Origin of the sequence: Streptomyces sp. NPDC059169 (genome assembly GCF_042755225.1) — a bacterium.
Lineage (GTDB): Bacteria > Actinomycetota > Actinomycetes > Streptomycetales > Streptomycetaceae > Streptomyces.
On the sequence record NZ_JBHZCF010000006.1, the window covers coordinates 392873 to 414970 of the forward strand.

A 22098-nucleotide genomic window follows, 5' to 3' on the forward strand; every position below is an offset into this window, starting at 1 on the left:
ACGCAGGAGTAAACCCATGGCAGCCCAGGTCCAGCGCATGTCCCGTCTGATGGTCAAGACACTGCGCGACGACCCGGCGGACGCCGAGACGCTCAGCCACAAGCTGCTGGTCCGCGCGGGCTACGTGCGCCGGAACGCCGCCGGCATCTGGAGCTGGCTGCCGCTCGGCATGCGCGTCCTGGAGAACGTCGCCCGCATCGTCCGCGAGGAGATGGACGACATCGGTGCGCAGGAGGTCCTGCTGCCCGCGCTGCTGCCCAAGGAGCCGTACGAGGCGACCGGCCGCTGGGAGGAGTACGGTGCCGAGCTCTTCCGCCTGAAGGACCGCAAGGGCGCCGATTACCTGCTCGGTCCCACGCACGAGGAGATCTTCACCCAGCTGGTGAAGGACCAGTGCACCTCGTACAAGGACCTGCCGGTCATCCTGTACCAGATCCAGACGAAGTACCGCGACGAGGCCCGCCCCCGTTCGGGCATCCTGCGCGGCCGCGAGTTCCAGATGAAGGACTCGTACTCCTTCGACACCACGGACGAAGGTCTCGCGGAGTCCTACCGGCTGCACCGCGAGGCGTACATCAAGATCTTCCAGCGTCTCGGCCTGGAGCACCGGATCGTCTCCGCGGTCTCCGGCGCGATGGGTGGCTCGGCGTCCGAGGAGTTCCTCGCGCCGGCGGCCGCCGGCGAGGACACGTTCGTGTACTGCCCCTCCTGCGACTACGCGGCGAACACCGAGGCGGTCACGTTCACGGCGGAGGCCGTGGACGGCGCGGAGCACGGGCCTGTCGAGGAGCTCGACACTCCGGACACCCCCACCATCGAGACGCTCGCCGAGCACCTCGGCGTCCCGGCGTCCGCCACCTTGAAGAACCTCCTGGTGAAGGTGGACGGCGAGATCGTCGCGGTCGGCGTCCCCGGGGACCGCGAGGTCGACCTGGGCAAGCTCACCGACCACCTGGCACCGGCCGAGGTCGAGCTCGTCACGGCCGAGGACTTCACCGGCCGTCCCGACCTGGTGCGCGGCTACGTCGGCCCGCAGGGGCTGGGCAAGGTCCGCTACATCGCGGACCCGCGGGTCGCCCCGGGCACGGCTTGGATCACCGGCGCGAACAAGCCCGACACCCACGCCAGGAACGTCGTGGCGGGACGGGACTTCGAGGTCGACGACTACCTCGACGTCGTGGTGGTGGAGGACGGCGACCCCTGCCCGTCCTGCGGGACCGGGCTGAAGCTCGACCGCGCCATCGAGATCGGGCACATCTTCCAGCTGGGCCGGAAGTACGCCGACGCCTTCCAGCTCGACGTGCTCGGCCAGAACGGCAAGCCGGTGCGCGTCACCATGGGCTCGTACGGCATCGGCGTCTCGCGCGCCGTCGCGGCACTGGCGGAGCAGCACGCGGACGAGCAGGGCCTGTGCTGGCCCCGTGAGGTCGCACCGGCGGACGTGCACGTCGTCGCGGCCGGCAAGGCGCTCCAGACCGAGCTGGCGCTCGACGTGGCGGAGAAGCTGGGTGCGGCCGGCGTCCGGGTGCTGGTCGACGACCGCGCAGGAGTTTCTCCCGGCGTGAAGTTCACGGACGCCGAGCTGATCGGCGTGCCGACGATCCTGGTGGCGGGCCGCCGCTCGGGCGAAGGCGTCCTGGAACTGAAGGACCGCCGCACGGGCGAGCGCGAGGAGCTGACCGTGGACGAGGCCATCGCCCGCATCACGGCCTGACGGGGGAGCCGTCGCCTCCGTCACGGGCTGCCGCGGCTGACGGGCCCCGCTCCCCGGGCCGTGGCCCGCCACACCGGTCGGGAGCCACGTGCCGTTCTCCCACCCCGTCCTCCCGGATGCCGCCCGCGGGGGGATCCCCGCTGACGGTGAACCGGCCACCCGTTTCCGGATCCGGTGCATGCCGCACGGGTGCCCGCCATCGGCGGGGCCCTCGCCGGCGGGTGCCCGTTCGCTGTCGGTCGGTGCTCACCCGTCCGGTCCGCAGGCGTCCGCTCGTCCGGCCGAGGGGCCCGGGCCCCTCGGCGTGGGAGCACTCCGCGCCCTGCACCCGGCGGCGTCCGGCGGGAGGGACCAGTGCCGCCCAGCAGGCCCGCACGGGTGCCCCCCGATGGCGGGCACCCGGACTGCTGCCTACAGCCAGGCTGCGAACTCCAGCGCCAGCTCCCCCTCCGCCAGACGCCCGGCCGCCATCGCACGCATTCCGGATTCGACGGCCCTGAACAGGGTCCAGCCGCGCAGGCGGTCGGCGTCCACGTCCAGCGAGTCCGCAAGCCGGTTCACCCGGCGTCTGGCGGCGGACGGGCCGGCGGACGTCGCGATCAGGTCCTCCACGCGATCGCGGACGAGCCGAGCCAGGTCGTACGCGCGTTCACCCACGAGCGGCTCGGGACCGACGGCCAGCCACGGCGTGCGGTCGCCCGAGAGGACCTTGCCCTGACGGAAGTTCCCGTGGAGCAGAAGGCGCTCCGGGGAGTCGGCGGCCAGCTCTTCGCGTGCCGTCAGGGCCGCGGCGAGGAGCGCGGGCGGTGCCCCTCCACCGTGTGCGGCGAGCGCGGACGCCTGGCGGGCCGTGCGGTCGGCGACCGACTCGAAGCCGTGTCCGGCCGGCGGGTCGACCCAGAGCCGGCGCACCGTACCAGCGGCCTCCAGCAGCGCCTTCGCCTCCGGCAGCGAGCGCAGCGAGACCTCCGGGTGCAACCGCTCCAGCAGCAGCGCCCCTTCGGATCCGCCCAGCAGCCGTACCGCGCCGAAACCGTTCCAGTGCGCGAGCGCGGCACCCTCGAGCTGCGGCGCGGCGAACGGCGGCACGAGCTTCAGCGCGGCGGGCGCCCCGTCCTGCCGGTGCACGAGGACGACCAGACTGCTCCTGCCGCCGGGAGCCATCACCCGCTCGGCCTCAAGCCCGTCGCGGGCGAGCGCCGCCTCGGTGAGCTTCGGCAACTGCCCGAGCCACTCGTTGTCGCCGAGCGCCCGCACCAGACGTTGGGGCGGTTCAAAACCCATGCGTGTGTCGTTCCCCTTCACTGGCTCGTGGACCGCTCGGCAAGCCCGGGAAAGGCTACGCCGCTGCCGCGCCACCGCACCGCCCGCACCGCCGCCTCCCGCAGCGCGTCCGCCGCCTCCCGCCGCAGCGCACCTTCGGCCGCGCGCACGAGGTCGGAGTACACGCCTGCGACCCGGTCCTCCAGGACCGCGGCCAGCCGTACCGCAGCGGCGGAGTCCGGCACCGGGAACGGCAGGGCGTACGCGGCCCGGGCGGCGACGGGAGCCGCGCCGAGGTCCCGGACGGTCCGTTCCATGGCGTCACGACGGGCGCGGTGGCCGGCGTACGCCGCCTTGACCTCCGCGCGCCGGGCGTCTCCCGCACGGCCGCCGACGACCCCGTAGCCGTACACGGCGGCATGTTCGGCGGCGAGCGCGGCCTGGACGGCCCGGACCGTGTCCGTCGTGGTCCTCCCCGGGGGCGCGGGGTCCTGCCGACTCATGACCGGGCTCCTTCCGTGAGCAGGTAGGCGTGGGCGGCGCCGGCCGCAGCGACCGAGGCGAGCAGCCGGGCGTACTCGGCGTCGGCGCCGACGAGGGCGGCGGTGTGCGCGTCGGACGTGCGCCGTTCGGCCGCGGCGAGCGCGCGCAGGACGCTCGGAACATCCGCCACCGGCACGGACGTGCCGCCCGGGGACGCCGAAGGCGCCGGATCGGCAGCCGGGGCCGGCGTGCCCGTGGCGGTCGGCGGCGGTCCGGCCGAGAGCGCGGTGACGTGCGCTGCCACCGCCGTGCGCAGCGGGGTCAGGCGGCCGGAGAGTCCTGGATGGGTTCCCAGGGCCGCGTCGTACTCGGCGAGGAGCGCCCTGCTGGCCGCCGTGCTGCGCCGGCGCAGCACGGCGGCGGCCTTATCGGCCGCCGACGGCGCTGTGGGCCGGTCCTGTCGGCCGTCCGGGGAACAGCCGGTCAGCGCGGCGGCCGCCGCCGCTCCCGTCGCCATGAGCGCCCGTCTGCGGGTCGTTCCCGTGCGCTCCACGCCTTCTCCTCGGGCCTCGCCGTGATCACCGCAGGCGAGCGTACCTGTGGGTCATCCAAGGGTGGACGGCAACACCCCCCGCGACCGGATACCCTTTGTGCTGACACACGACGAAACCCACAACAGCACACGCGGCCGAGGAGTCACCCGGATGAGCACCACCCAGAGCGAGAGGCTGCGCGGACTGCTCGAACCGCTCGTCAGCGCCGCGGACCTGGATCTGGAAGAGATCGAACTGTCCCGGGCCGGCCGCCGCCGTGTGCTCAGGGTCGTCGTGGATTCCGAGGAGGGCGTGGATCTCGACGCCTGCGCCGATCTGAGTCGAGTCATCTCCGACATGCTCGACGAGAGCGATGCCATGGGCGAGGGCGAGTACCAGCTCGAAGTGACCTCCCCGGGGGCAGAGCGCCCGCTCAAGGAACACCGCCACTACGTGCGCGCCACGGGTCGGCTGGCCAGGTTTCAGCTGACCGACCCGGACGGGAAGCCCGCCGGCGACCTGGTCGCACGGATCCTGAGCGCCGATGACGAGGGTCTCGACCTGGAGGTGCCCGGCGTGAAGGGGCGCAAGCCCACCACCCGTCGCCTCGCCTTCGGCGAGATCGCCAAGGCGCGGGTGGAGATCGAGTTCAACCGCAAAGACAAGAACGGCATTCAGAAAGAGGAGGAGGCGTAGCCGTGGACATCGACGTGAAGCTCCTGAGGGGCTTGGCACAGGAGAAGGAGATTGCCTTCGACCTGCTGGTCGACGCGATCGAGTCGGCCCTCCTCATCGCGTACCACCGCACCGAGGGGAGCCGCCGCCACGCGCGGGTCGAGCTCAACCGCCAGACCGGGCACGTGACGGTGTGGGCCAAGGAGGACCCGTCCGAGCTCGAGGAGGGCCAGGAGCCCCGCGAGTTCGACGACACCCCGCACGACTTCGGCCGGATCGCCGCCTCGACGGCCCGCCAGGTCATCCAGCAGCGGTTGCGGGACGCCGAGAACGACGTGACGTTCGGCGAGTACGCGCGCCGCGAGGGCGACGTCGTCGCAGGGCAGGTCCAGCAGGGTAAGGACCCCAAGAACGTCCTGGTGAAGCTGGACGACAAGCTCGAAGCCATCCTGCCGGTGCAGGAGCAGGTTCCGGGCGAGGAGTACACCCACGGACTGCGTCTGCGCACGTACGTCGTCCGGGTGGCCAAGGGAGTTCGCGGTCCGTCCGTCACCCTCTCGAGGACCCACCCCAATCTGGTGAAGAAACTCTTCGCCCTCGAGGTTCCCGAGATCGCGGACGGTTCGGTGGAGATCGCGGCCATCGCGCGTGAGGCCGGTCACCGTACGAAGATCGCCGTACGCTCCACGCGCAGCGGACTGAACGCCAAGGGGGCGTGCATCGGGCCGATGGGCGGCCGCGTGCGCAACGTCATGGCAGAGCTCCACGGCGAGAAGATCGACATCGTCGACTGGTCGGACGACCCCGCGGAGATGGTGGCGAACGCGCTGTCGCCCGCCCGGGTCTCCAAGGTCGAGGTCGTTGATCTGGCCTCGCGTTCCGCCCGGGTGACGGTGCCCGACTACCAGTTGTCGCTGGCCATCGGCAAGGAGGGGCAGAACGCCCGCCTCGCCGCCCGGCTCACCGGGTGGCGGATCGACATCCGCCCGGACACGGAGCCGGCCACCGAGCAGAGCTGACCGGTTCCCGGACCGGCCCGATGCCTCGGGATGCCCCGCGGCCCGCGCGGCGTCCCGAGGCATCGGGAAGAGAACCACGCCCGGTGTCCGTTCCGACACGGAGAGCTCGGGTGAGGAATTGAGCCATCAACTGTTCGATTCTTGCCCCAAAGGGGTGAGGTCGGTGCGGGGAGGTAGACTTAAGAGTGTCTGGCCGGACGCATGCCCGCGCATGCCCTGAGCGAACCTGCGTGGGATGCCGGGAGCGAGCGGCCAAGAGCGATCTGCTGCGCATCGTGGCGGTCGAGGGCGCCTGCGTCCCCGATCATCGCGGTACGCTGCCCGGCCGGGGTGCGTACCTGCACCCCGCCTCGGTCTGTCTCGACCTGGCGGTCCGCCGCCGGGCGTTCCCGAGGGCCTTCAGGGCCCAGGGACCGCTCGAAACCGCGGACGTACGCCGTTACGTCGAGCAGGCAGCACCGTAGGAAAGAAGTACGGCACGGAACCCCGTGCGGTCAGGTACCTCGCGAGTTGGAAGTAGGTCGAGATTGCGATGAGCACTCGATGAGTACGCGATGAGTACGCCCATGAAGTAGCGACGGTCCGGCGGTAACCCGGACCTAAAAGGAGCGAAGTGGCTAAGGTCCGGGTATACGAACTCGCCAAGGAGTTCGGTGTGGAGAGCAAGGTCGTCATGGCCAAGCTCCAAGAACTCGGTGAATTCGTCCGTTCGGCGTCCTCGACGATCGAGGCGCCGGTTGTACGCAAACTGACTGACGCTTTCCAGCAGGGCAGCGGCTCCGGCCGTGCCGCCGGGAAGCCCTCGGCGCCGCGCAAGGCGACGCCTTCCCCCGCAGCCAAGCCTGCCGCGCCGTCGCCGGCCGCCCCGGCCCAGACGGCACGTCCGGCTGCCCCCAAGCCCGGTGCGCCCACCCCCGGCCCCAGGCCGGCCGCTGCCGAGAAGCCCGCGGCGCCCACTCCGGGACCGCGTCCCACCCCGGGCCCGAAGCCCCCGGCTGCGCCCAAGCCCGCGCCGGCCGCGCCGGCGGCCCCCGAGTTCACCGCGCCTCCGTCGGCTCCTGCCGCCGGCCCCCGGCCCGGTGCTACTCCGGGACCGCGTCCCGCCGGCCGTCCCGGCCAGGGCGCGCAGGGCGGTGGCCGTCCCGGTGCCCCGCGCTCCGGTGGCGAGCGCCAGGCCCCCCGTCCGGGTGCCCGGCCCTCGGGTCCGCGTCCGGGTAACAACCCCTTCACCTCCGGTGGCTCCACCGGCATGGCGCGCCCGCAGGCGCCCCGGCCGGGAGGCGCGCCGCGTCCCGGCGGCCCCGGTGCCCCGGGTGGTCCGCGTCCGCAGGGCGCCGGTCAGGGCGGTCCCCGCCCGCAGCCCGGTCCCGGCGGCTCCCGCCCGACTCCGGGCGGTATGCCCCGTCCCCAGGCTCCGCGTTCCGCGGGTGGCCCCGGCGGCGGTCCCGGCGGTAACCGTCCGAACCCGGGCATGATGCCGCAGCGTCCCGCTGCCGGCCCGCGTCCCGGTCCCGGTGGCCGTGGCCCCGGCGGCCCCGGTGGCCGTCCCGGCGCCGGTGCCGGTCGCCCGGGTGGTGGCGGCGGTTTCGCCGGTCGTCCCGGTGGTGGCGGTGGCCGTCCCGGTGGTGGCGGTGGCGGCTTCGGCGGCCCGCGCCCCGGTGGTGGCGGAGGCTTCGGCGGTGGCGGCGGTGGCCGTCCCGGCTTCGGCGGACGTCCGGGTGGACCCGGTGGCCGTGGTGGCACGCAGGGCGCCTTCGGCCGTCCCGGCGGTCCGGCCCGTCGTGGCCGCAAGTCGAAGCGGCAGAGGCGCCAGGAGTACGAGGCCATGCAGGCCCCGTCCGTGGGCGGTGTGATGCTGCCCCGCGGCAACGGCGAGACCGTCCGTCTGTCGCGCGGTGCGTCCCTCACCGACTTCGCGGAGAAGATCAACGCCAACCCGGCGTCGCTCGTCGCCGTGATGATGAACCTCGGCGAGATGGTGACGGCCACGCAGTCCGTCTCCGACGCGACGCTGCAGATCCTCGCCGGCGAGATGAACTACACCGTTCAGATCGTCAGCCCGGAGGAGGAGGACCGCGAGCTCCTCGAGTCCTTCGACATCGAGTTCGGCGAGGACGAGGGCGGCGAGGAGTTCCTCGTCGCGCGTCCGCCGGTGGTGACCGTCATGGGTCACGTCGACCACGGTAAGACCCGACTGCTGGACGCGATCCGCAAGACGAACGTCATCGCGGGCGAGGCCGGCGGCATCACCCAGCACATCGGTGCCTACCAGGTCTCCACCGAGGTCAACGACGAAGAGCGGCGCATCACCTTCATCGACACCCCGGGTCACGAGGCGTTCACCGCCATGCGTGCCCGCGGTGCCAAGTCGACCGACATCGCGATCCTCGTGGTGGCGGCCAACGACGGTGTGATGCCCCAGACGATCGAGGCGCTCAACCACGCCAAGGCCGCGGAAGTCCCGATCGTCGTCGCGGTCAACAAGATCGACGTCGAGGGTGCGGACCCGACGAAGGTGCGCGGTCAGCTGACCGAGTACGGCCTGGTGGCCGAGGAGTACGGCGGCGACACCATGTTCGTCGACATCTCCGCCAAGCAGGGCCTGAACATCGACAGCCTGCTCGAGGCCGTGGTCCTGACGGCGGACGCCGCCCTGGACCTGCGGGCCAACCCGGAGCAGGACGCCCAGGGCATCGCGATCGAGTCCCACCTCGACCGCGGCCGAGGTGCCGTCTCGACCGTCCTGGTCCAGCGGGGCACCCTCCGCATCGGTGACACGATGGTGGTCGGCGACGCGTACGGCCGAGTCCGCGCGATGCTCGACGACAAGGGCAACAACGTCGAGGAGGCGACCCCGTCGACTCCCGTCCTCGTCCTGGGTCTCACCAACGTCCCGGGCGCCGGCGACAACTTCCTGGTCGTCGACGAGGACCGTACGGCCCGTCAGATCGCCGAGAAGCGTGCCGCCCGTGAGCGCAACGCCGCGTTCGCCAAGCGCACCCGCCGGGTGTCCCTCGAGGACCTGGACAAGGTGCTCAAGGCGGGCGAGGTCCAGCAGCTCAACCTCATCATCAAGGGCGACGCGTCCGGTTCGGTCGAGGCCCTCGAGTCCTCGCTTCTCCAGCTGGACGTCGGCGAGGAGGTCGACATCCGGGTGCTGCACCGCGGTGTCGGTGCGGTCACCGAGTCGGACATCGACCTGGCGACCGGTTCCGACGCCATCGTGATCGGCTTCAACGTGCGCGCCGCAGGGCGTGCCACGCAGATGGCCGACCGCGAGGGCGTGGACGTTCGCTACTACTCGGTCATCTACCAGGCGATCGAGGAGATCGAGGCGGCCCTCAAGGGCATGCTCAAGCCGGAGTACGAAGAGGTCGAGCTGGGCACGGCGGAGATCCGCGAGGTCTTCCGTTCGTCCAAGCTGGGCAACATCGCGGGTGTGCTCATCCGCTCCGGCGAGGTCAAGCGCAACACCAAGGCGCGCCTCATCCGCGACGGCAAGGTCATCGCGGAGAACCTCACGATCGAGGGTCTGCGTCGCTTCAAGGACGACGTCACCGAGATCCGCGAAGGCTTCGAGGGCGGTATCAACCTCGGGAACTTCAACGACATCAAGGTCGACGACGTCATCGCGACGTACGAGATGCGCGAGAAGCCGCGCGGCTAGCACGGCGGCTGCCGCACAGCACCCGTTTCGGGGCCGGTCGGCGGGAGGTAAATCCCGTCGATCGGCCCCGGCCGTGCGTGTACGGTTCTTGGTGTCCCTGCCAAGAGCGGGCGGGGCATCACAACCGATCCCGTACCGGCGGGACATCCGGACATACATGTACGTGGGGACGCTGTCCTTCGACTTGCTCCTCGGCGACGTTCACTCGCTGAAGGAGAAACGCTCCGTCGTCCGCCCGATCGTGGCCGAACTCCAACGCAAGTACGCGGTGGCCGCGGCTGAAGTGGGTGATCAGAACCTGCACCGCAGGGCCGAGATCGGCCTCGCGGCGGTGTCCGGGGACACGGGGCACCTCAGAGACGTACTGGACCGGTGCGAGCGACTCGTCGCCGCCCGGCCCGAAGTGGAGCTGCTGTCGGTTCGACGGCGACTGCACGGCGATGAAGACTGAATGAACGAAAGAGGAGTAGGACCGGTGGCCGACAACGCGCGGGCCCGCAAGCTGGCCGATCGCATCCAGGTCGTGGTCGCGGAGACCCTGGACCGGCGTATCAAGGATCCGCGGCTGGGCTTCGTCACGATCACGGACGCCCGGGTCACCGGCGACCTGCGGGAGGCCACGGTCTTCTACACGGTCTACGGCGACGACGAGGAGCGCGCGGCGTCCGCCGCGGCGCTCGAGTCCGCCAAGGGCATCCTGCGATCGGAGGTCGGCCGGCAGACGGGAGTCCGCTTCACGCCCACGCTGACCTTCGTCCCGGACGCCCTTCCCGACAACGCCCGGACCATCGACGACCTGCTCGACAAGGCCAGGGCCAAGGACGCGGAGGTCCGTGAGTCCTCCACGGGCAAGACGTACGCGGGCGACGCCGACCCGTACCGGAAGCCGGAGGAGGACGAAACCTCCGAATGAACCGGCACAGCACTACGCCCGACGGACTCGTCATCGTCGACAAGCCGTCGGGCTTCACTTCGCACGACGTGGTCGCCAAGATGCGCGGTATCGCCAGGACCCGGCGGGTCGGGCACGCGGGCACGCTGGACCCGATGGCGACGGGCGTCCTCGTCCTCGGCGTCGAGAAGGCGACCAAGCTCCTCGGCCACCTCGCGCTGACCGAGAAGGAGTACCTCGGCACCATCCGGCTCGGGCAGAACACCGTCACGGACGACGCCGAGGGCGAGATCACCACCTCGACGGACGCCTCCGGGGTCACTCGGGAAGGCATCGACGCGGGCGTGGCCGAGCTGACCGGCAACATCATGCAGGTGCCGTCCAAGGTCAGCGCCATCAAGATCGACGGAAAGCGGTCGTACGCACGGGTGCGCGGCGGTGAGGAGTTCGACATTCCGGCCCGCCCGGTGACCGTCTCGCAGTTCACGGTGTACGACGTCCGCGAGGCCGTCGCCGGCGACGGTACCCCGGTGGTGGACCTGGTCGTCTCCGTCGTGTGTTCCTCGGGTACGTACATCCGGGCACTCGCCCGAGACCTGGGGGCCGGTCTCGGTGTGGGCGGGCACCTGACCGCGCTGCGCCGCACCCGCGTCGGCCCGTACAAGCTCGACGCGGCCAGGACGCTGGACCAGCTCCAGGAGGAGCTGACGGTGATGCCGATCGGAGAGGCCGCCGCAGCGGCTTTCCCGCGTTGGGACCTCGACGAGAAGCGCGCCCGGCTGCTCGTCAACGGCGTCCGCCTGGACATGCCGGAGTACGGCACGGCCGGGCCGGTGGCCGTTTTCGGCCCGGAGGACCGTCTCCTGGCCCTGGTCGAACAGCACAAGGGGAAGGCGAAGAGCCTGGCCGTCTTCGGCTGAAGGCCCTTCGGCGCCCCACCGTGGAGCGGGCACGGCCGCTGCCCGCTCCACGATCCCCCTCGGGTAGGGGTCTATCCCTCCAGACGCGCGGATTCACCCACTTGGGCAGGCGCTCGGAGTGAACAGAGGGAGCATTCGGGGGCGCTTTCCTTCTCCGGCTTCATCCGTTGATCATCGCCGACCTACGGTCGGACCATGGCACGCGGGGACCTGGCAACACTGGTACGGATCTGCGATCGGGCGGGCCGTCCGCGCGGCTCGGGATTCGTCGCGGACGATTCGGGCACGGTCGTCACCAGCCACGAAGCCGTCGCCGGGCTGTCCGGTCCCGAAGTGCACGCCGCGCGGGGCGACCGCACCAGCCACGTCGGCGCGGACGACGTCACCCTGCTGCCCGAGGTCGATCTGGCGCTCGTCCGCACCCGAGGGCTCGGCGTGCGCCCCCTCCCGATCGTCGCGCGCCGGGACGTGGAGACCGGTGCCTATGTGTGCGTCGCAGCCCGCGGCTGGAGGGAGGCGCGCGTCCTCGGGGTCACCGACGTCACTTACGCGGACGCCGGTCGCCACCACCATCTGGGCGGTGCCCTGGAACTGACGATCGGTACCGACGGCAGCGACGCCCTGCGGCTCGGCGGGACCACGGGCGCCCCGGTTCTGGACGCTGCGACCGGTGCCGTCGTGGCCGTCCTCGGTGCCGCGCTGCACGGCAACCGTGCGGCCGCCGGGTTCGCCGTACCGCTCCGTGCTGCCGCCGCCCGCGATCCGCACGGGCCCCTCGCGGAGCTGCTGGAGCGCAACGCGTCCGACGCCCCCGGTTTCGGACCCGATCTCAACCTCGCGGGCGCGCTCCGCCTCGCCGCCGTGTCCACAGGTCCCCCGCAGGACCCGCCGGCCGTGGAACGAACCGCCATCAGCGGTCGGTTGACGTCCTTCGCAGCGTCCGACGCCCTCGTCCTCGGCATGACCGGGGACCCCGGAAGCGGCCGGACCACCGCACTCCGGTCCTTCGCCGCACGGCGAGCGGACGGGACGGCACCGGCCCCGACCGTCCTGCTGCGCGGCGCCGACCTGTACGCCGCGGACGGCTCCCTGGCCGACGCCGTCGCCCGCATCCTCGCCCGCGCGAGTCGGATCGCGGCCGACGGCGACGAGACCTGCGCCACCCCCGAGCGGATCGCGCACCTCGCCCGCGACCACGACCGCCGTCTTCTCGTCCTCCTTGACAGCCCCGAGGAGATGCCGCCGGGCCTCGCCGCCCGCCTCGCCGACTGGACCGGGGCCACGGCGCACTGGCTGCGCCACTGCGACGCGCGCCTGGTCGTCGCCTGTCGACCCGAGCACTGGGAACAGGCTGCGGCCCTGTACCCGGAGGGAGTCCTGCACCGCCCCGGCGGAAACGCGCCGGGCGAACCACACCGTCCGGCCCTGCACCTGGGTCCGCTGACCGGAGCCGAGGCCGCGCAGCTCCGCGGGCAGTACGGGCTACCGCCCGGATCGCTCGCGGAGCGGGACTCCCACGATCCGCTGGTGCTGCGACTCCTCGCGGAGGTGCGGGAGGCGCTGCCCGGCGACGTGGCCGGGCAACCGGGCCGGGACGAGGTCTTCGGGGCGTACCTGGACCTGGCCTGCTTGCGGGCCGCGGAACGGATCGCGTCCGCGGCGGGGCGGGGAACGCTGGCCACACCCGTGCGGTGCCTCGCCGCGCGGATCGCGGGCCGCGTCCACGAGGCCGCACGGCGGTGCCTCGGCTCGGGGCAGGGGCGTCTGGACAGGGAGTGCTTCGAAGAGCTGTTCCCCTGGCGCCCCGGCTGGGCCTCCGCCGTGCTCGCCGAGGGCCTGCTGGCCCCGGCCGGTGGTGGTTACCGCTTCGCGCACGAAGGGCTTGCCGACTGGGTGCAGGCCGCCCATCTGGACCTGGACGGCGCGCTGCACTCACTGGTCCACCGTGCGCACCCCGCCGAGCCGTACGAGGCGGAGGAGGCCGGACAGCCGGATGAAGGCGCGCAGCCGGGGGACCGCTGGACCCCGAGGGTGCCCCGGCACCGGCTCGGCCCGGTGGTCCAGGCCCTGCTCCTCCTCGGCCGGCGCTCCGGCGCCGCTGAGCTGGGCCACCGGCTCAAGGCCCTGGTCGATGCGCTGCCCGCCCTGGACGCACAGGGCGCCGACGGCTCGGGCGTCGACGGCCCGGCCGGAGGACCGCCGGGCGCGGGGGAAGCCCGCTGGTGGGCCGTCCGGCTGCTGCGGGAATCGCTGCTGCGGCTTCCCGACGCCCGCCCTCACCTCGGTGTGTTGCAGGCACTCGCGGACTGCGTCAGCCACTGCTTCGCGCAGCGGGGCGACACGGGCGGCCCGACCCTTCGGGACGACTTCGGGCCCGGCTTCTGGCAGCGGCTGCGTCTCACGGAGGCAGACCGGATCGACCTCTTCCGCCGTCTGATCCCCGCGGACGGCGTACCGCGAACCCGGGTACCGGGGGGCGAAGCGACTCGGCCCCGATACCTGGACGCCGTGGCGGAACGCCTCGCACGGGCCCCGAGGAGCGTCCAGCCGCTGCTGTGCCGCTGGTTCACCGACGACCGGCCGCTGCCCACGGGGCCGGCGGCGGACGTACGGCCCACCGTTGCCGGGGCGGCCCAGGCGCTGCTGTACGCCCGGCGCACGCTGGCACCCGACGACCTGTGCGAGGCCCTCATCAGCACAGCACATCCGCGCGCCGGTGAGCTGCTCGCGGCCCTCGCCGAGGACGAGACGTCCGCGGTGTGCCGGGCTGTCGACCGTTGGGCGCACGACGACGCGCGCCAAGGGCGGCGCGCGGCGGCGGCCAGCTACGGGTGGGCCGCAGCACACCACGCCACCGGCACCACCGACCGCGAACTGCTGCGCTACGCAGCGGTCGCCCTCCTCGCGCGGCCCGCCGACACCGCGCTGCACGGCCAGGCCCTCGCCCTGCTCGTCCTCGACCCCCGCACCAGGTCCCGCTACCTCGCCCGGGCCCTCGCGCTGTACCGGTCCGGGGATCGCGGACTGCCCGCGAGTGCCCTGGCCGCGGCACTGCCGACCCATCCTGAGCAAGTGTTTGAATCCTTCCGGGCCCGGCTGCTGGAGCCGGGGGACGGGGCACGCGAGGTGTTCCGCGCGCTGGCCGGGATCGGCGCGCCCGATCTGGCCGAGCGGGCGGTGGGTCTCGTCCGCGAGTACGCCGATCTGCAGCCCGACGCAGCTGCGCACGCCGCCGTCTTCGTGGACCGCGCCCTGGAGCGGGGCACCGCTGCACGCGTCGTGCTCCTGCCACTGATCAGCTGCCTGCTGCGGGGCAGGCCGGAGACGGCCCGCGGCGCCCTGGCCGAGGTGCTCGCGGCGCCCGGGCCGACGGCCTCCCGCCCACTGCGGGCCGAGCTGCTGGACCTGCTGCTGGAATACGAGCAGTACGAGGGCAGCGGTCTGGACGTCCTGGACGCCGTGGTCCGGACCGCGGCCCTCGGCTGGGCCCGGCAGCCGGAGTCCAGGACCCGCGAGCTGGTCCACCGTGCCGGGTTGCTCCTCGTGCGCACTCCCGAAGGCGCGAACCGCTTCGACAGCCGGCTCGTCGAGTTGGCGCGGCGGTTCCCCGGCTTCGGCTCGCTCGTCGCGGTCTGGCTCGCCGAGGCGCCGCACGACTGGTCCCTGGTGGTCGGTCCGAGCACCAGGCGCACGGTGGAAGCGCTGCGCAGTCCGATGCCGATGCGAACGGACGACCTCGGGCATGGCAGTCTTAGACCTGCGTGAGCGCTCATGCGTCACGCACAAAGGTTCGGTTCGGGTTGAGGTTCGGGCGAGGAGCGGTCACAGTGCAGCGCTGGCGTGGCTTGGAGGACATCCCCCAGGACTGGGGGCGCAGCGTCGTCACCATCGGTTCGTACGACGGGGTGCACCGCGGCCACCAGCTGATCATCGGGCGGGCCGTAGAACGCGCCCGTGAGCTGGGCGTGCCGTCGGTCGTCGTCACTTTCGACCCGCACCCCAGCGAGGTCGTCCGCCCGGGCAGCCACCCGCCGCTGCTCGCACCGCACCATCGGCGCGCGGAGCTCATGGCCGAGCTCGGGGTGGACGCCGTGCTCGTCCTCCCGTTCACCTCCGAGTTCTCCAAGCTGTCGCCCGCGGACTTCATCGTGAAGGTGCTCGTGGACAAGCTGCACGCCCGCCTGGTGATCGAGGGTCCCAACTTCCGCTTCGGTCACAAGGCCGCGGGCAACGTGAGCTTCCTGGCCGAGCTCGGCGGCACCTACGACTACGAGGTCGAGGTCGTCGACCTCTACGTCCGGGGCGAGGCGGGGGGCGGTGAGCCCTTCTCCTCCACCCTGACCCGGCGCCTGGTCGCCGAGGGCGACGTCGAGGGGGCTGCCGAGATCCTCGGCCGGCCGCACCGCGTCGAAGGCGTCGTGGTCCGCGGTGCCCAGCGCGGCCGTGAGCTGGGCTACCCGACGGCGAACGTTGAAACCCTCCCGCACACCGCGATCCCTGCGGACGGCGTCTACGCGGGCTGGCTCATCGCGGACGGCGAGTGCATGCCGGCCGCGATCTCCGTCGGCACGAACCCCCAGTTCGACGGGACCGAGCGGACCGTCGAGGCGTACGCGATCGACCGCGTGGGGCTCGACCTGTACGGCCTCCACGTGGCCGTCGACTTCCTCGCCTACGTGCGGGGCCAGGAGAAGTTCGCCTCGATCGAGGCCCTGCTGGACGCCATCGCGGCCGATGTGAAGCGCGCACGCGAACTGACGGGGGCCCAGGACGCGTAGGGCGCGCCCGGGAGGCGCACGGCCCTCCCCAAAGCCCCCGAGCTCACAACCGGTCGGGGGAGGCGGCCCAGTGGCACGCCACGCCGCCCGGACCGGAGCCCTGGAGCAGCGGCAGGTCCTCCGCACGGCACCGGGCAGCGACCCCGACGCTCTCGGCCTCCCCCGAGGCGAGGACCTGGCAGCGTGCGTGGAAGCGGCATCCGCCCGGGATGCGGGTCGGGTCGGGCGGTTCGCCGGTGAGGACGACCGGGGTCATCGGGGATTCCGGCAGCACGGACAGCAGCGCCCGTGTGTAGGGGTGCTGAGGATCCGTCAAGATGCTTTCCACCGGGCCTGCTTCCACGATCCGGCCCAGGTACATGACGGCGACACGGTCCGCGATGTTCCAGGCGAGGCCCAGATCGTGCGTCACCACCAGCGCCGACAGGCCCAGTTCATCGCGCAGGCGCAGCAACAGTGCGAGGATCTCCCCCCGCACCGAGGCGTCCAGCGAGGCCACCGGCTCGTCCGCGACGATCAGTTCGGGACCGAGAGCCAGCGCACCGGCGATGACCACCCGCTGCCGCTGCCCTCCCGACAACTCGTGTGGGTAGCGCAGGAAGAACCGCTCCGGCGGTCGCAGCCCCGCCCGTGCGAGGGCCTCCGTGACCGCCTCGCGCTCCTCGCCCCCGCACCTGTGGATCCGCAAGCCCTCCGCCACCGCGTCGTACACGGTGTGCCGCGGATTGAGCGATCCGCTCGGGTCCTGCAGCACCAACTGGACCCGCCTGCGGTACGCCTTCAGGGCCCGGGCACCGTACGACAGCGGCACACCGTCGAACGTCACGCCGCCCGCCGCCGGCTCCACCAGCCCCAACAGCGCCCGCGCCAAGGACGTCTTCCCGCACCCGGACTCGCCGACCAGTGCCACGATCTCCCCGGCTCCGACGTCCAGGTTCACCCCGTCGACGGCCCGTGCCACGGGAGCGCCCCGCCGGCCGGGGAAGGTCACGTGCAGCCCCGAGGCCGACAGCAGGGGAGCAACGGGCCCGGCGGATCCGTCGGTGGCGCTCATACGTCCTCCCGTTCCACGCGCACGCACGCCGCCCAGCGGCCCGCGCTCGCCTCCCGCAGCAGTGGTTCGTCCGGCCCGCACGCGTCCAGTGCCACAGGGCAGCGCGGACGGAACGCACAACCGTCGGGAAGCGCCAACGGGTCCGGAGGATCGCCGGGCAGACCCCGTGGGGACCTGCGCGACGACGGATCCCCGATGCGCGGGAACGCCGCGGACAGCGCCCGTCCGTACGGATGCACCGCCGCGTCGTACACCTCCTGCGCCGGACCCTCCTCCACCACCCTTCCCGCGTACATCACGGCGAGCCGGTCACAGGTCTCGGCGAGCACGGCGAGATCGTGGCTGATCATCAGAAGACCGATGTCCTGGTCGGTCACCAACTCGGTGATGAGGCGCAGGATCTGCGCCTGGATCATCACGTCCAGCGCCGTTGTCGGCTCGTCGGCGACGATCAGCTGCGGATCACAGGCCAGTGCCATCGCGATCATGACGCGCTGTCGCTGCCCACCGGACAGCTCGTGTGGATAGGCGCCGGCCCGTCCGGCCGGCAACCCCACCTGCTCCAGCAACTCCACGGAGCGTCGCGTGGCCGCCCCCTCGGTCGCCCGTCCGTGCACGAGCAAGGGCTCCGCGATCTGCTCGCCGACCCGGTGCACCGCGTTGAGCGAGTGCATCGCACCCTGGAAGACGATCGAGGCGCCGGCCCAGCGCACCGCGCGCAGCCGTCCCCACCTCATGGCCAGCACGTCCTCGCCGTCCAGCAGTACCTCGCCCGACAGTCGCGCCGTCGGCGGGAGCAGCCGCAGCAGTGCGAGCGCCAACGTCGACTTCCCGCAGCCCGACTCGCCCGCGATGCCCAGCGTCTGCCCCGCACCGAGCGTCAGGTCCACTCCACGCACGGCCGGGACGGCAGACGCGCCCTCACCGTAGGACACCCGCAGATCCCTGACCTGCAACAGGCTCCGAGCGGACGTCGCGGCGGGCACGGTCATCGGGCTGCCCCCAGCTTCGGATTGAGGACGGACTCGATCGCCCGGCCGCACAGGGTGAATGCGAGTGCCACCAACGCCACCGCGATGCCCGGAGGGGCCAGGTACCACCAGTGCCCCGACGACACCGCTCCCGCCTCCCGGGCGTCCTGGAGCATCCCGCCCCAGGACACCACCGTCGGGTCCCCGAGGCCGAGGAACGCAAGCGTCGCCTCCGTCAGGATCGCGGCGGAGATGCCGAGCGTGGTCTGGGCGAGGACCAGGGGCATCACATTGGGCAGTACGTGGCGGGCCATGACGTGGCGGTGACCGCCGCCGAGTGCCCTGGCCCGCTCGATGTACGGCCGTGACTCGACCGCGATGGTCTGGGCCCGCACCAGTCGGGCCGTCGTCGGCCACGTCGTCACCCCGATGGCCAGGATCACCGTCCACACGCTGCGCGACATCACCGTGGCCAGCACGATCGCCAGCACAAGCGTCGGCATCACGAGGAACCAGTCCGTGACCCGCATGGCGACCGTGGCGAACCAGCCGCCGTAGTGGCCGGCCGCCACGCCGACCAGCGTGCCGATGGCCACCGACAGCGTGGCCGCGAGCAGACCCACCGCGAGCGAGATGCGCGCCCCCCAGACCAGCAGGCCGAGCAGCGAGCGCCCGAACTGGTCGGTGCCGAGGGGGAACTCACCACTCGGCGGTTCCAGTGCCTGCCCGGGGGCACGGGTGACGTTCTGGACGTCGCTGCCGAAGAGCGCCGGGGCGGCGAGCGCGATCAGGGCAAGGAGCACGAGTCCGGCCAGGCCTACCACGCCGGCCCGGTGCCTGCGGTACTCGCGCCAGAACCGTGCGGCCGAGTCACGGCGGCGCGCCCAGGGCAGTGATCTCGTCATCGGCTCACCCTCGGGTCGAGCAGCGGATAGAGGACGTCCGCGAGCAGGTTCATCAGGATCATCGCCCCGGCGAACACCATGAACAGGCCCTGCACCAGAGGCAGGTCGGGGACACTGAGCGCCTGGTAGAAGAGCCCGCCCAGCCCCGGCCAGGAGAAGACGGTCTCGACGAGGATCGACCCGGCCGCCACATGGCCGAGGTTGATGAAGACCATCGTGACGGTCGGGAGCAGTGCGTTGGGCACGGCGTGTCGACGGCGTACGGCGTCGTCCGGCAGTCCCTTGGCCCGGGCGGTGGTCAGGTAGTCGCTGCCCATTTCGTCGAGCAGCGACGCCCGCGTCACCAGGAGCGTCTGGGCGTAGCCGACGGCGACCAGCGTGAGCACCGGCAGCACCATGTGGTGGGCGACGTCCAGGACGTGCGCGTAGCCCGTCGTTCCGCCGGACTCCATGCCGCCCGTCGGGAACAGCCCAGGAACAGGACCGACACCCACCGAGAAGGTGATGATCAGCAGCAGCCCGAGCCAGAACGACGGCACCGACCACAATGTGAGCGCCACCCCGGTGTTCAGCCGGTCCCCGAGCCCGCCGTGGTGCCATGCGGAGCGCGTACCCAGCCACAGTCCCAGCATCGAGTAGATGACCACGGACACACCGGTGAGCAGCAGCGTCGCCGGCAGTTTCTGCGCGATGAGGTCACCGACGGGCGCGTGGAACTGGTACGACGTGCCCAGGTCACCGGTGAGCGCGCCGGAGCAGTAGCTCGTGAACTGGTGCCACAGCGGTAGGTCGAGCCCGAACTGACGCCGGAGTGTGGCCAGTTGCTCGGCGCTCGTCGGCATGCCGTGCGTCATGGCCTTCACCGGGTCTCCGGGGACGATCCGGAAGAGGAAGAAGCTGGTGACGAGGACGGCGAACAGGGACACGGCGGCGCCGACCAGCCTGCCCGCCACGTAGGCCGGATAGCCGGACGTCCGGCCGCCGCGCCCGGGACGGTCCCCTGGGAGCAGGGTTGCCGGCTGCCCGTCGTCCCTTGCGGACGTCGCGGGGGTGCTGCTGGCGCTGCTCATCGACTACTCACGGTCGTAGGCGGAGGATTTGCGGCGCCGGCTGGAGATGATGCCGACCGCTATGACCAGGGCGATGGACACGCCGATGCCGATGGCCACCGCCGCCGAGGAACCGCCGGAGCCCGTTGACGAGGCCTCGCCGTCTGCCGGCTCGGCGGACCACCAACTCCAGTAGCCGTCCTGCCCGTAGAGGTTGCCCGCCGCCTCGGGCATCGTCGTGATGGCCTTGATCTGGTCCGTGCGGTACGCCTCCACCACGTTGGGGTAGGCGAGGACGTTCAGGTAGCCGGTGTCGTACAGCCGGGACTGGAGCTGTCGCACCAGGTCGGATCGCCGGGTCGCGTCGTATTCCGCGGCCTGCCGTGCGTACAGGTCGTCGTACTGCCTGTCGCAGATGAAGTTGTCCGTGGCGCCGGTGTCCGCGGGCGTCGCGGGCAGGGCCGCACAGGTGTGGATGGAGAGGACGAAGTCGGGATCGGGGTTGACCGACCAGCCGTCGAACGCCAGGTCGTAGTCGCCCTTGACCCAGGGGTCCGAGACGTTGTCGAGGCAATCGACCTTCAGGCCGATGCCCAGGGCACCCCACCATTCCTGGAGGTACTTGCCCACCGCCTTGTCGTTGGGGTCGGTGGCATGGCACAGGATCCGGAAGTCCAGCGGTCTGCCGTCCTTGCCGGCGCGCTTGCCGTTCTCGCCCTTCCGGTAGCCGGCCCCGTCGAGCAGTGCGGCTGCCTTCGCGGGGTCGTACCCGATCCGCTGGGCGGCCGTCGGCTTCCAGAAGTACGTGTCGAAGCGCGGGGGGATGTAGCCCTCTCCTTCCACTGCGTGCCCCTGGAACACCTTGTCGACGAGCGCCCGCCGGTCGACGGCGTGGAACAGCGCCTTGCGCACCGCCGGGTCGAGCAGCGCCGGGTGTCCGCTGCCGAACTTCCGGCCGTTCTTGGCCCTGGCGCCCGGGTTGGTGGCGAGCGCGAAGAAACGCCGCCCGGGAGCGTCGTTGACCTTGATGTTCTCGCTGCCGTCGAGCGATGCGGCCTGTGCAGGGGTGAGGTTGGAGACGAAGGAGACCTCGCCCTTGCGCAGCGCGGAGACGGCCGCGTCACCGTCCTTGTAGTACTTGAACACCAGGGCTTCGAACTTCGGTGCGCCCCGCCAGAACGTCTTGTTGGGTTCCAGTCTGATGTACTGGTCGACCTTGAAGTCGGTGAGGACGAACGGCCCGTTGCCGACCACGGGGAACCGCTTGTCGTTGTTGAACGTGGAGAAGTCGCCGACCTCGTCCCAGACGTGCTTGGGAACGATGGGGACGTCCAGGGAGACCATCGTCGCCTGCGGCTTCTTCAGCTCGATGACGAGGGTCTCGGGGTCCGGGGCGGTGACCTTCCTGAAGTTGGCGGTGAAGCTCCCGTTGGCGGTGGCGGCGTTCGCGTCCGTCATCATCGTGTTGAAGGTCCACGCCGCGTCCTCGGCGGTGGCCGGTACCCCGTCGGTCCACGTCGAGTCCTTGCGGATGGTGTACGTCCACGTCAGCTTGTCCGGCGAGGAGGTCCAGCGGGTGGCGAGGCCGGGGACCGGATGGGCGTCCTTCACGTCGTAGTTCGTCAGGTAGTCGTAGATCAGCCGGTGGATGCTGGTGGAGATCAGGCGTTGTGCGAGGAACGGGCTGAGCGAGTCCACGCTCTGGGAGACCGCGACCGTCAGGACCTTCTGCGGGCCGGACTTGGCGTCGGTCCCTCCGCTGTCGTCGTCCGGTGCGGGGACGCGGGTCGGAGCGGCTGCCAGGGCGCACGCTGCCAGGGCGCAGACGAGTAACAGCCGGAGGGGCGGACGCCTCCGAGCGGGCCGGGGCCGAGCCGTTTTGATCATGGACGTTGACCTCACGTCGTGGTCGCCAGGAGGACGTACGCGGATCTATGGGGCGCCAGCTGATGCAGCGAAGGTTTATCAGCGTGGTCTAGACGTGTCAACGGACGCGACGTCAATCCGCTTACGGTCCCGCACAATGCGTGAGGATCCGCATCGTCGGAACGGACGCCGTCGGTCAATTCCGCTTCGCTGGACACATCCGGTGGAGTGGGATCGCTGTGAAGGGCGAGGTGCGAGTGGAGGGTCCGCCGGCAGTCAGGCGTGGGGGCGTGCCGGGGCTCGCTCCCG

18 protein-coding genes are annotated in these 22098 nt (G+C 71.8%); 10 read left to right on the forward strand and 8 right to left on the reverse strand.

The features are described from left to right. The first annotated feature begins 16 nt into the window (after positions 1 to 16). Positions 17 to 1714, forward strand: a complete 1698-nt coding sequence (locus tag ACFXOM_RS14540) for a proline--tRNA ligase (protein ID WP_384941643.1) — start codon at positions 17 to 19, stop codon at positions 1712 to 1714. A 411-nt stretch (positions 1715 to 2125) separates the two neighbouring features. Here the strand turns inward: ACFXOM_RS14540 and ACFXOM_RS14545 are convergent, their stop codons facing one another. Genes ACFXOM_RS14545 through ACFXOM_RS14555 form a run of 3 tightly spaced genes read right to left on the reverse strand, consistent with a single transcriptional unit; the run spans position 2126 to position 4013 of the window. Beyond that, entirely contained in the window at positions 2126 to 2998 is an 873-nt protein-coding gene (locus ACFXOM_RS14545; RefSeq protein ID WP_385038037.1) for an aminoglycoside phosphotransferase family protein, read from the reverse strand. Positions 2999 to 3015: 17 nt separating this feature from the next. Then, on the reverse strand, positions 3016 to 3480 hold the full coding sequence (locus tag ACFXOM_RS14550) for a ferritin-like domain-containing protein (protein ID WP_384941647.1): 465 nt from the start codon (positions 3478 to 3480) through the stop codon (positions 3016 to 3018). Further along, positions 3477 to 4013, reverse strand: a complete 537-nt coding sequence (locus tag ACFXOM_RS14555; protein ID WP_385038040.1) for a hypothetical protein — start codon at positions 4011 to 4013, stop codon at positions 3477 to 3479. Before ACFXOM_RS14555 ends, ACFXOM_RS14550 begins: the two co-directional genes overlap by 4 nt. Positions 4014 to 4164: 151 nt before the next feature. Between ACFXOM_RS14555 and rimP the strand changes: the two genes are divergently transcribed. The 9 genes from rimP (at position 4165) to ACFXOM_RS14600 (ending at position 15944) form a co-directional block, all read left to right on the forward strand. Then, positions 4165 to 4689, forward strand: coding sequence for a ribosome maturation factor RimP (gene rimP / locus ACFXOM_RS14560; protein WP_385038042.1), 525 nt, complete (start codon positions 4165 to 4167; stop codon positions 4687 to 4689). Between the two features lie 2 nt (positions 4690 to 4691). Further along, positions 4692 to 5687, forward strand: coding sequence for a transcription termination factor NusA (gene nusA / locus ACFXOM_RS14565; RefSeq protein WP_384948528.1), 996 nt, complete (start codon positions 4692 to 4694; stop codon positions 5685 to 5687). Positions 5688 to 5872: 185 nt separating this feature from the next. Next, positions 5873 to 6151 (forward strand): YlxR family protein, encoded by a 279-nt coding sequence (locus ACFXOM_RS14570; RefSeq protein ID WP_384941655.1) that lies wholly within the window; start codon positions 5873 to 5875, stop codon positions 6149 to 6151. Positions 6152 to 6300: 149 nt separating this feature from the next. After that, on the forward strand, positions 6301 to 9354 hold the full coding sequence (gene infB, locus ACFXOM_RS14575; protein ID WP_384941656.1) for a translation initiation factor IF-2: 3054 nt from the start codon (positions 6301 to 6303) through the stop codon (positions 9352 to 9354). Positions 9355 to 9511: 157 nt separating this feature from the next. Then, the gene (locus tag ACFXOM_RS14580) at positions 9512 to 9805 is read left to right on the forward strand and encodes a DUF503 domain-containing protein (protein WP_384941658.1); all 294 of its coding nucleotides are present in this window, start codon (positions 9512 to 9514) and stop codon (positions 9803 to 9805) included. A gap of 24 nt (positions 9806 to 9829) precedes the next feature. Then, a complete protein-coding gene (gene rbfA / locus ACFXOM_RS14585; protein WP_384941659.1) occupies positions 9830 to 10267 on the forward strand; it encodes a 30S ribosome-binding factor RbfA in 438 nt (145 codons plus the stop codon). Beyond that, complete coding sequence (gene truB, locus ACFXOM_RS14590) at positions 10264 to 11166, forward strand: tRNA pseudouridine(55) synthase TruB (protein ID WP_384941661.1); 903 nt, start codon at positions 10264 to 10266, stop codon at positions 11164 to 11166. Before rbfA ends, truB begins: the two co-directional genes overlap by 4 nt. 195 nt (positions 11167 to 11361) lie before the next feature. Next, the gene (locus ACFXOM_RS14595) at positions 11362 to 14931 is read left to right on the forward strand and encodes a trypsin-like peptidase domain-containing protein (RefSeq protein WP_385038045.1); all 3570 of its coding nucleotides are present in this window, start codon (positions 11362 to 11364) and stop codon (positions 14929 to 14931) included. A 62-nt stretch (positions 14932 to 14993) separates the two neighbouring features. Next, on the forward strand, positions 14994 to 15944 hold the full coding sequence (locus tag ACFXOM_RS14600) for a bifunctional riboflavin kinase/FAD synthetase (RefSeq protein WP_384948522.1): 951 nt from the start codon (positions 14994 to 14996) through the stop codon (positions 15942 to 15944). Between the two features lie 43 nt (positions 15945 to 15987). Here the strand turns inward: ACFXOM_RS14600 and ACFXOM_RS14605 are convergent, their stop codons facing one another. Genes ACFXOM_RS14605 through ACFXOM_RS14625 form a run of 5 tightly spaced genes read right to left on the reverse strand, consistent with a single transcriptional unit; the run spans position 15988 to position 21810 of the window. Next, positions 15988 to 16998, reverse strand: a complete 1011-nt coding sequence (locus ACFXOM_RS14605; RefSeq protein ID WP_384941666.1) for an oligopeptide/dipeptide ABC transporter ATP-binding protein — start codon at positions 16996 to 16998, stop codon at positions 15988 to 15990. Then, positions 16995 to 17990 carry an ABC transporter ATP-binding protein gene (locus tag ACFXOM_RS14610; protein ID WP_384941668.1) on the reverse strand — a complete coding sequence of 332 codons (996 nt, stop codon included), beginning with the start codon at positions 17988 to 17990 and terminating at the stop codon, positions 16995 to 16997. Before ACFXOM_RS14610 ends, ACFXOM_RS14605 begins: the two co-directional genes overlap by 4 nt. Continuing rightward, positions 17987 to 18874 carry an ABC transporter permease gene (locus ACFXOM_RS14615; protein ID WP_384941670.1) on the reverse strand — a complete coding sequence of 296 codons (888 nt, stop codon included), beginning with the start codon at positions 18872 to 18874 and terminating at the stop codon, positions 17987 to 17989. Before ACFXOM_RS14615 ends, ACFXOM_RS14610 begins: the two co-directional genes overlap by 4 nt. Beyond that, positions 18871 to 19944 (reverse strand): ABC transporter permease, encoded by a 1074-nt coding sequence (locus tag ACFXOM_RS14620; protein ID WP_384941672.1) that lies wholly within the window; start codon positions 19942 to 19944, stop codon positions 18871 to 18873. Before ACFXOM_RS14620 ends, ACFXOM_RS14615 begins: the two co-directional genes overlap by 4 nt. Positions 19945 to 19947: 3 nt before the next feature. Next, complete coding sequence (locus ACFXOM_RS14625) at positions 19948 to 21810, reverse strand: ABC transporter substrate-binding protein (protein WP_384941674.1); 1863 nt, start codon at positions 21808 to 21810, stop codon at positions 19948 to 19950. Positions 21811 to 22098: the final 288 nt, after the last annotated feature.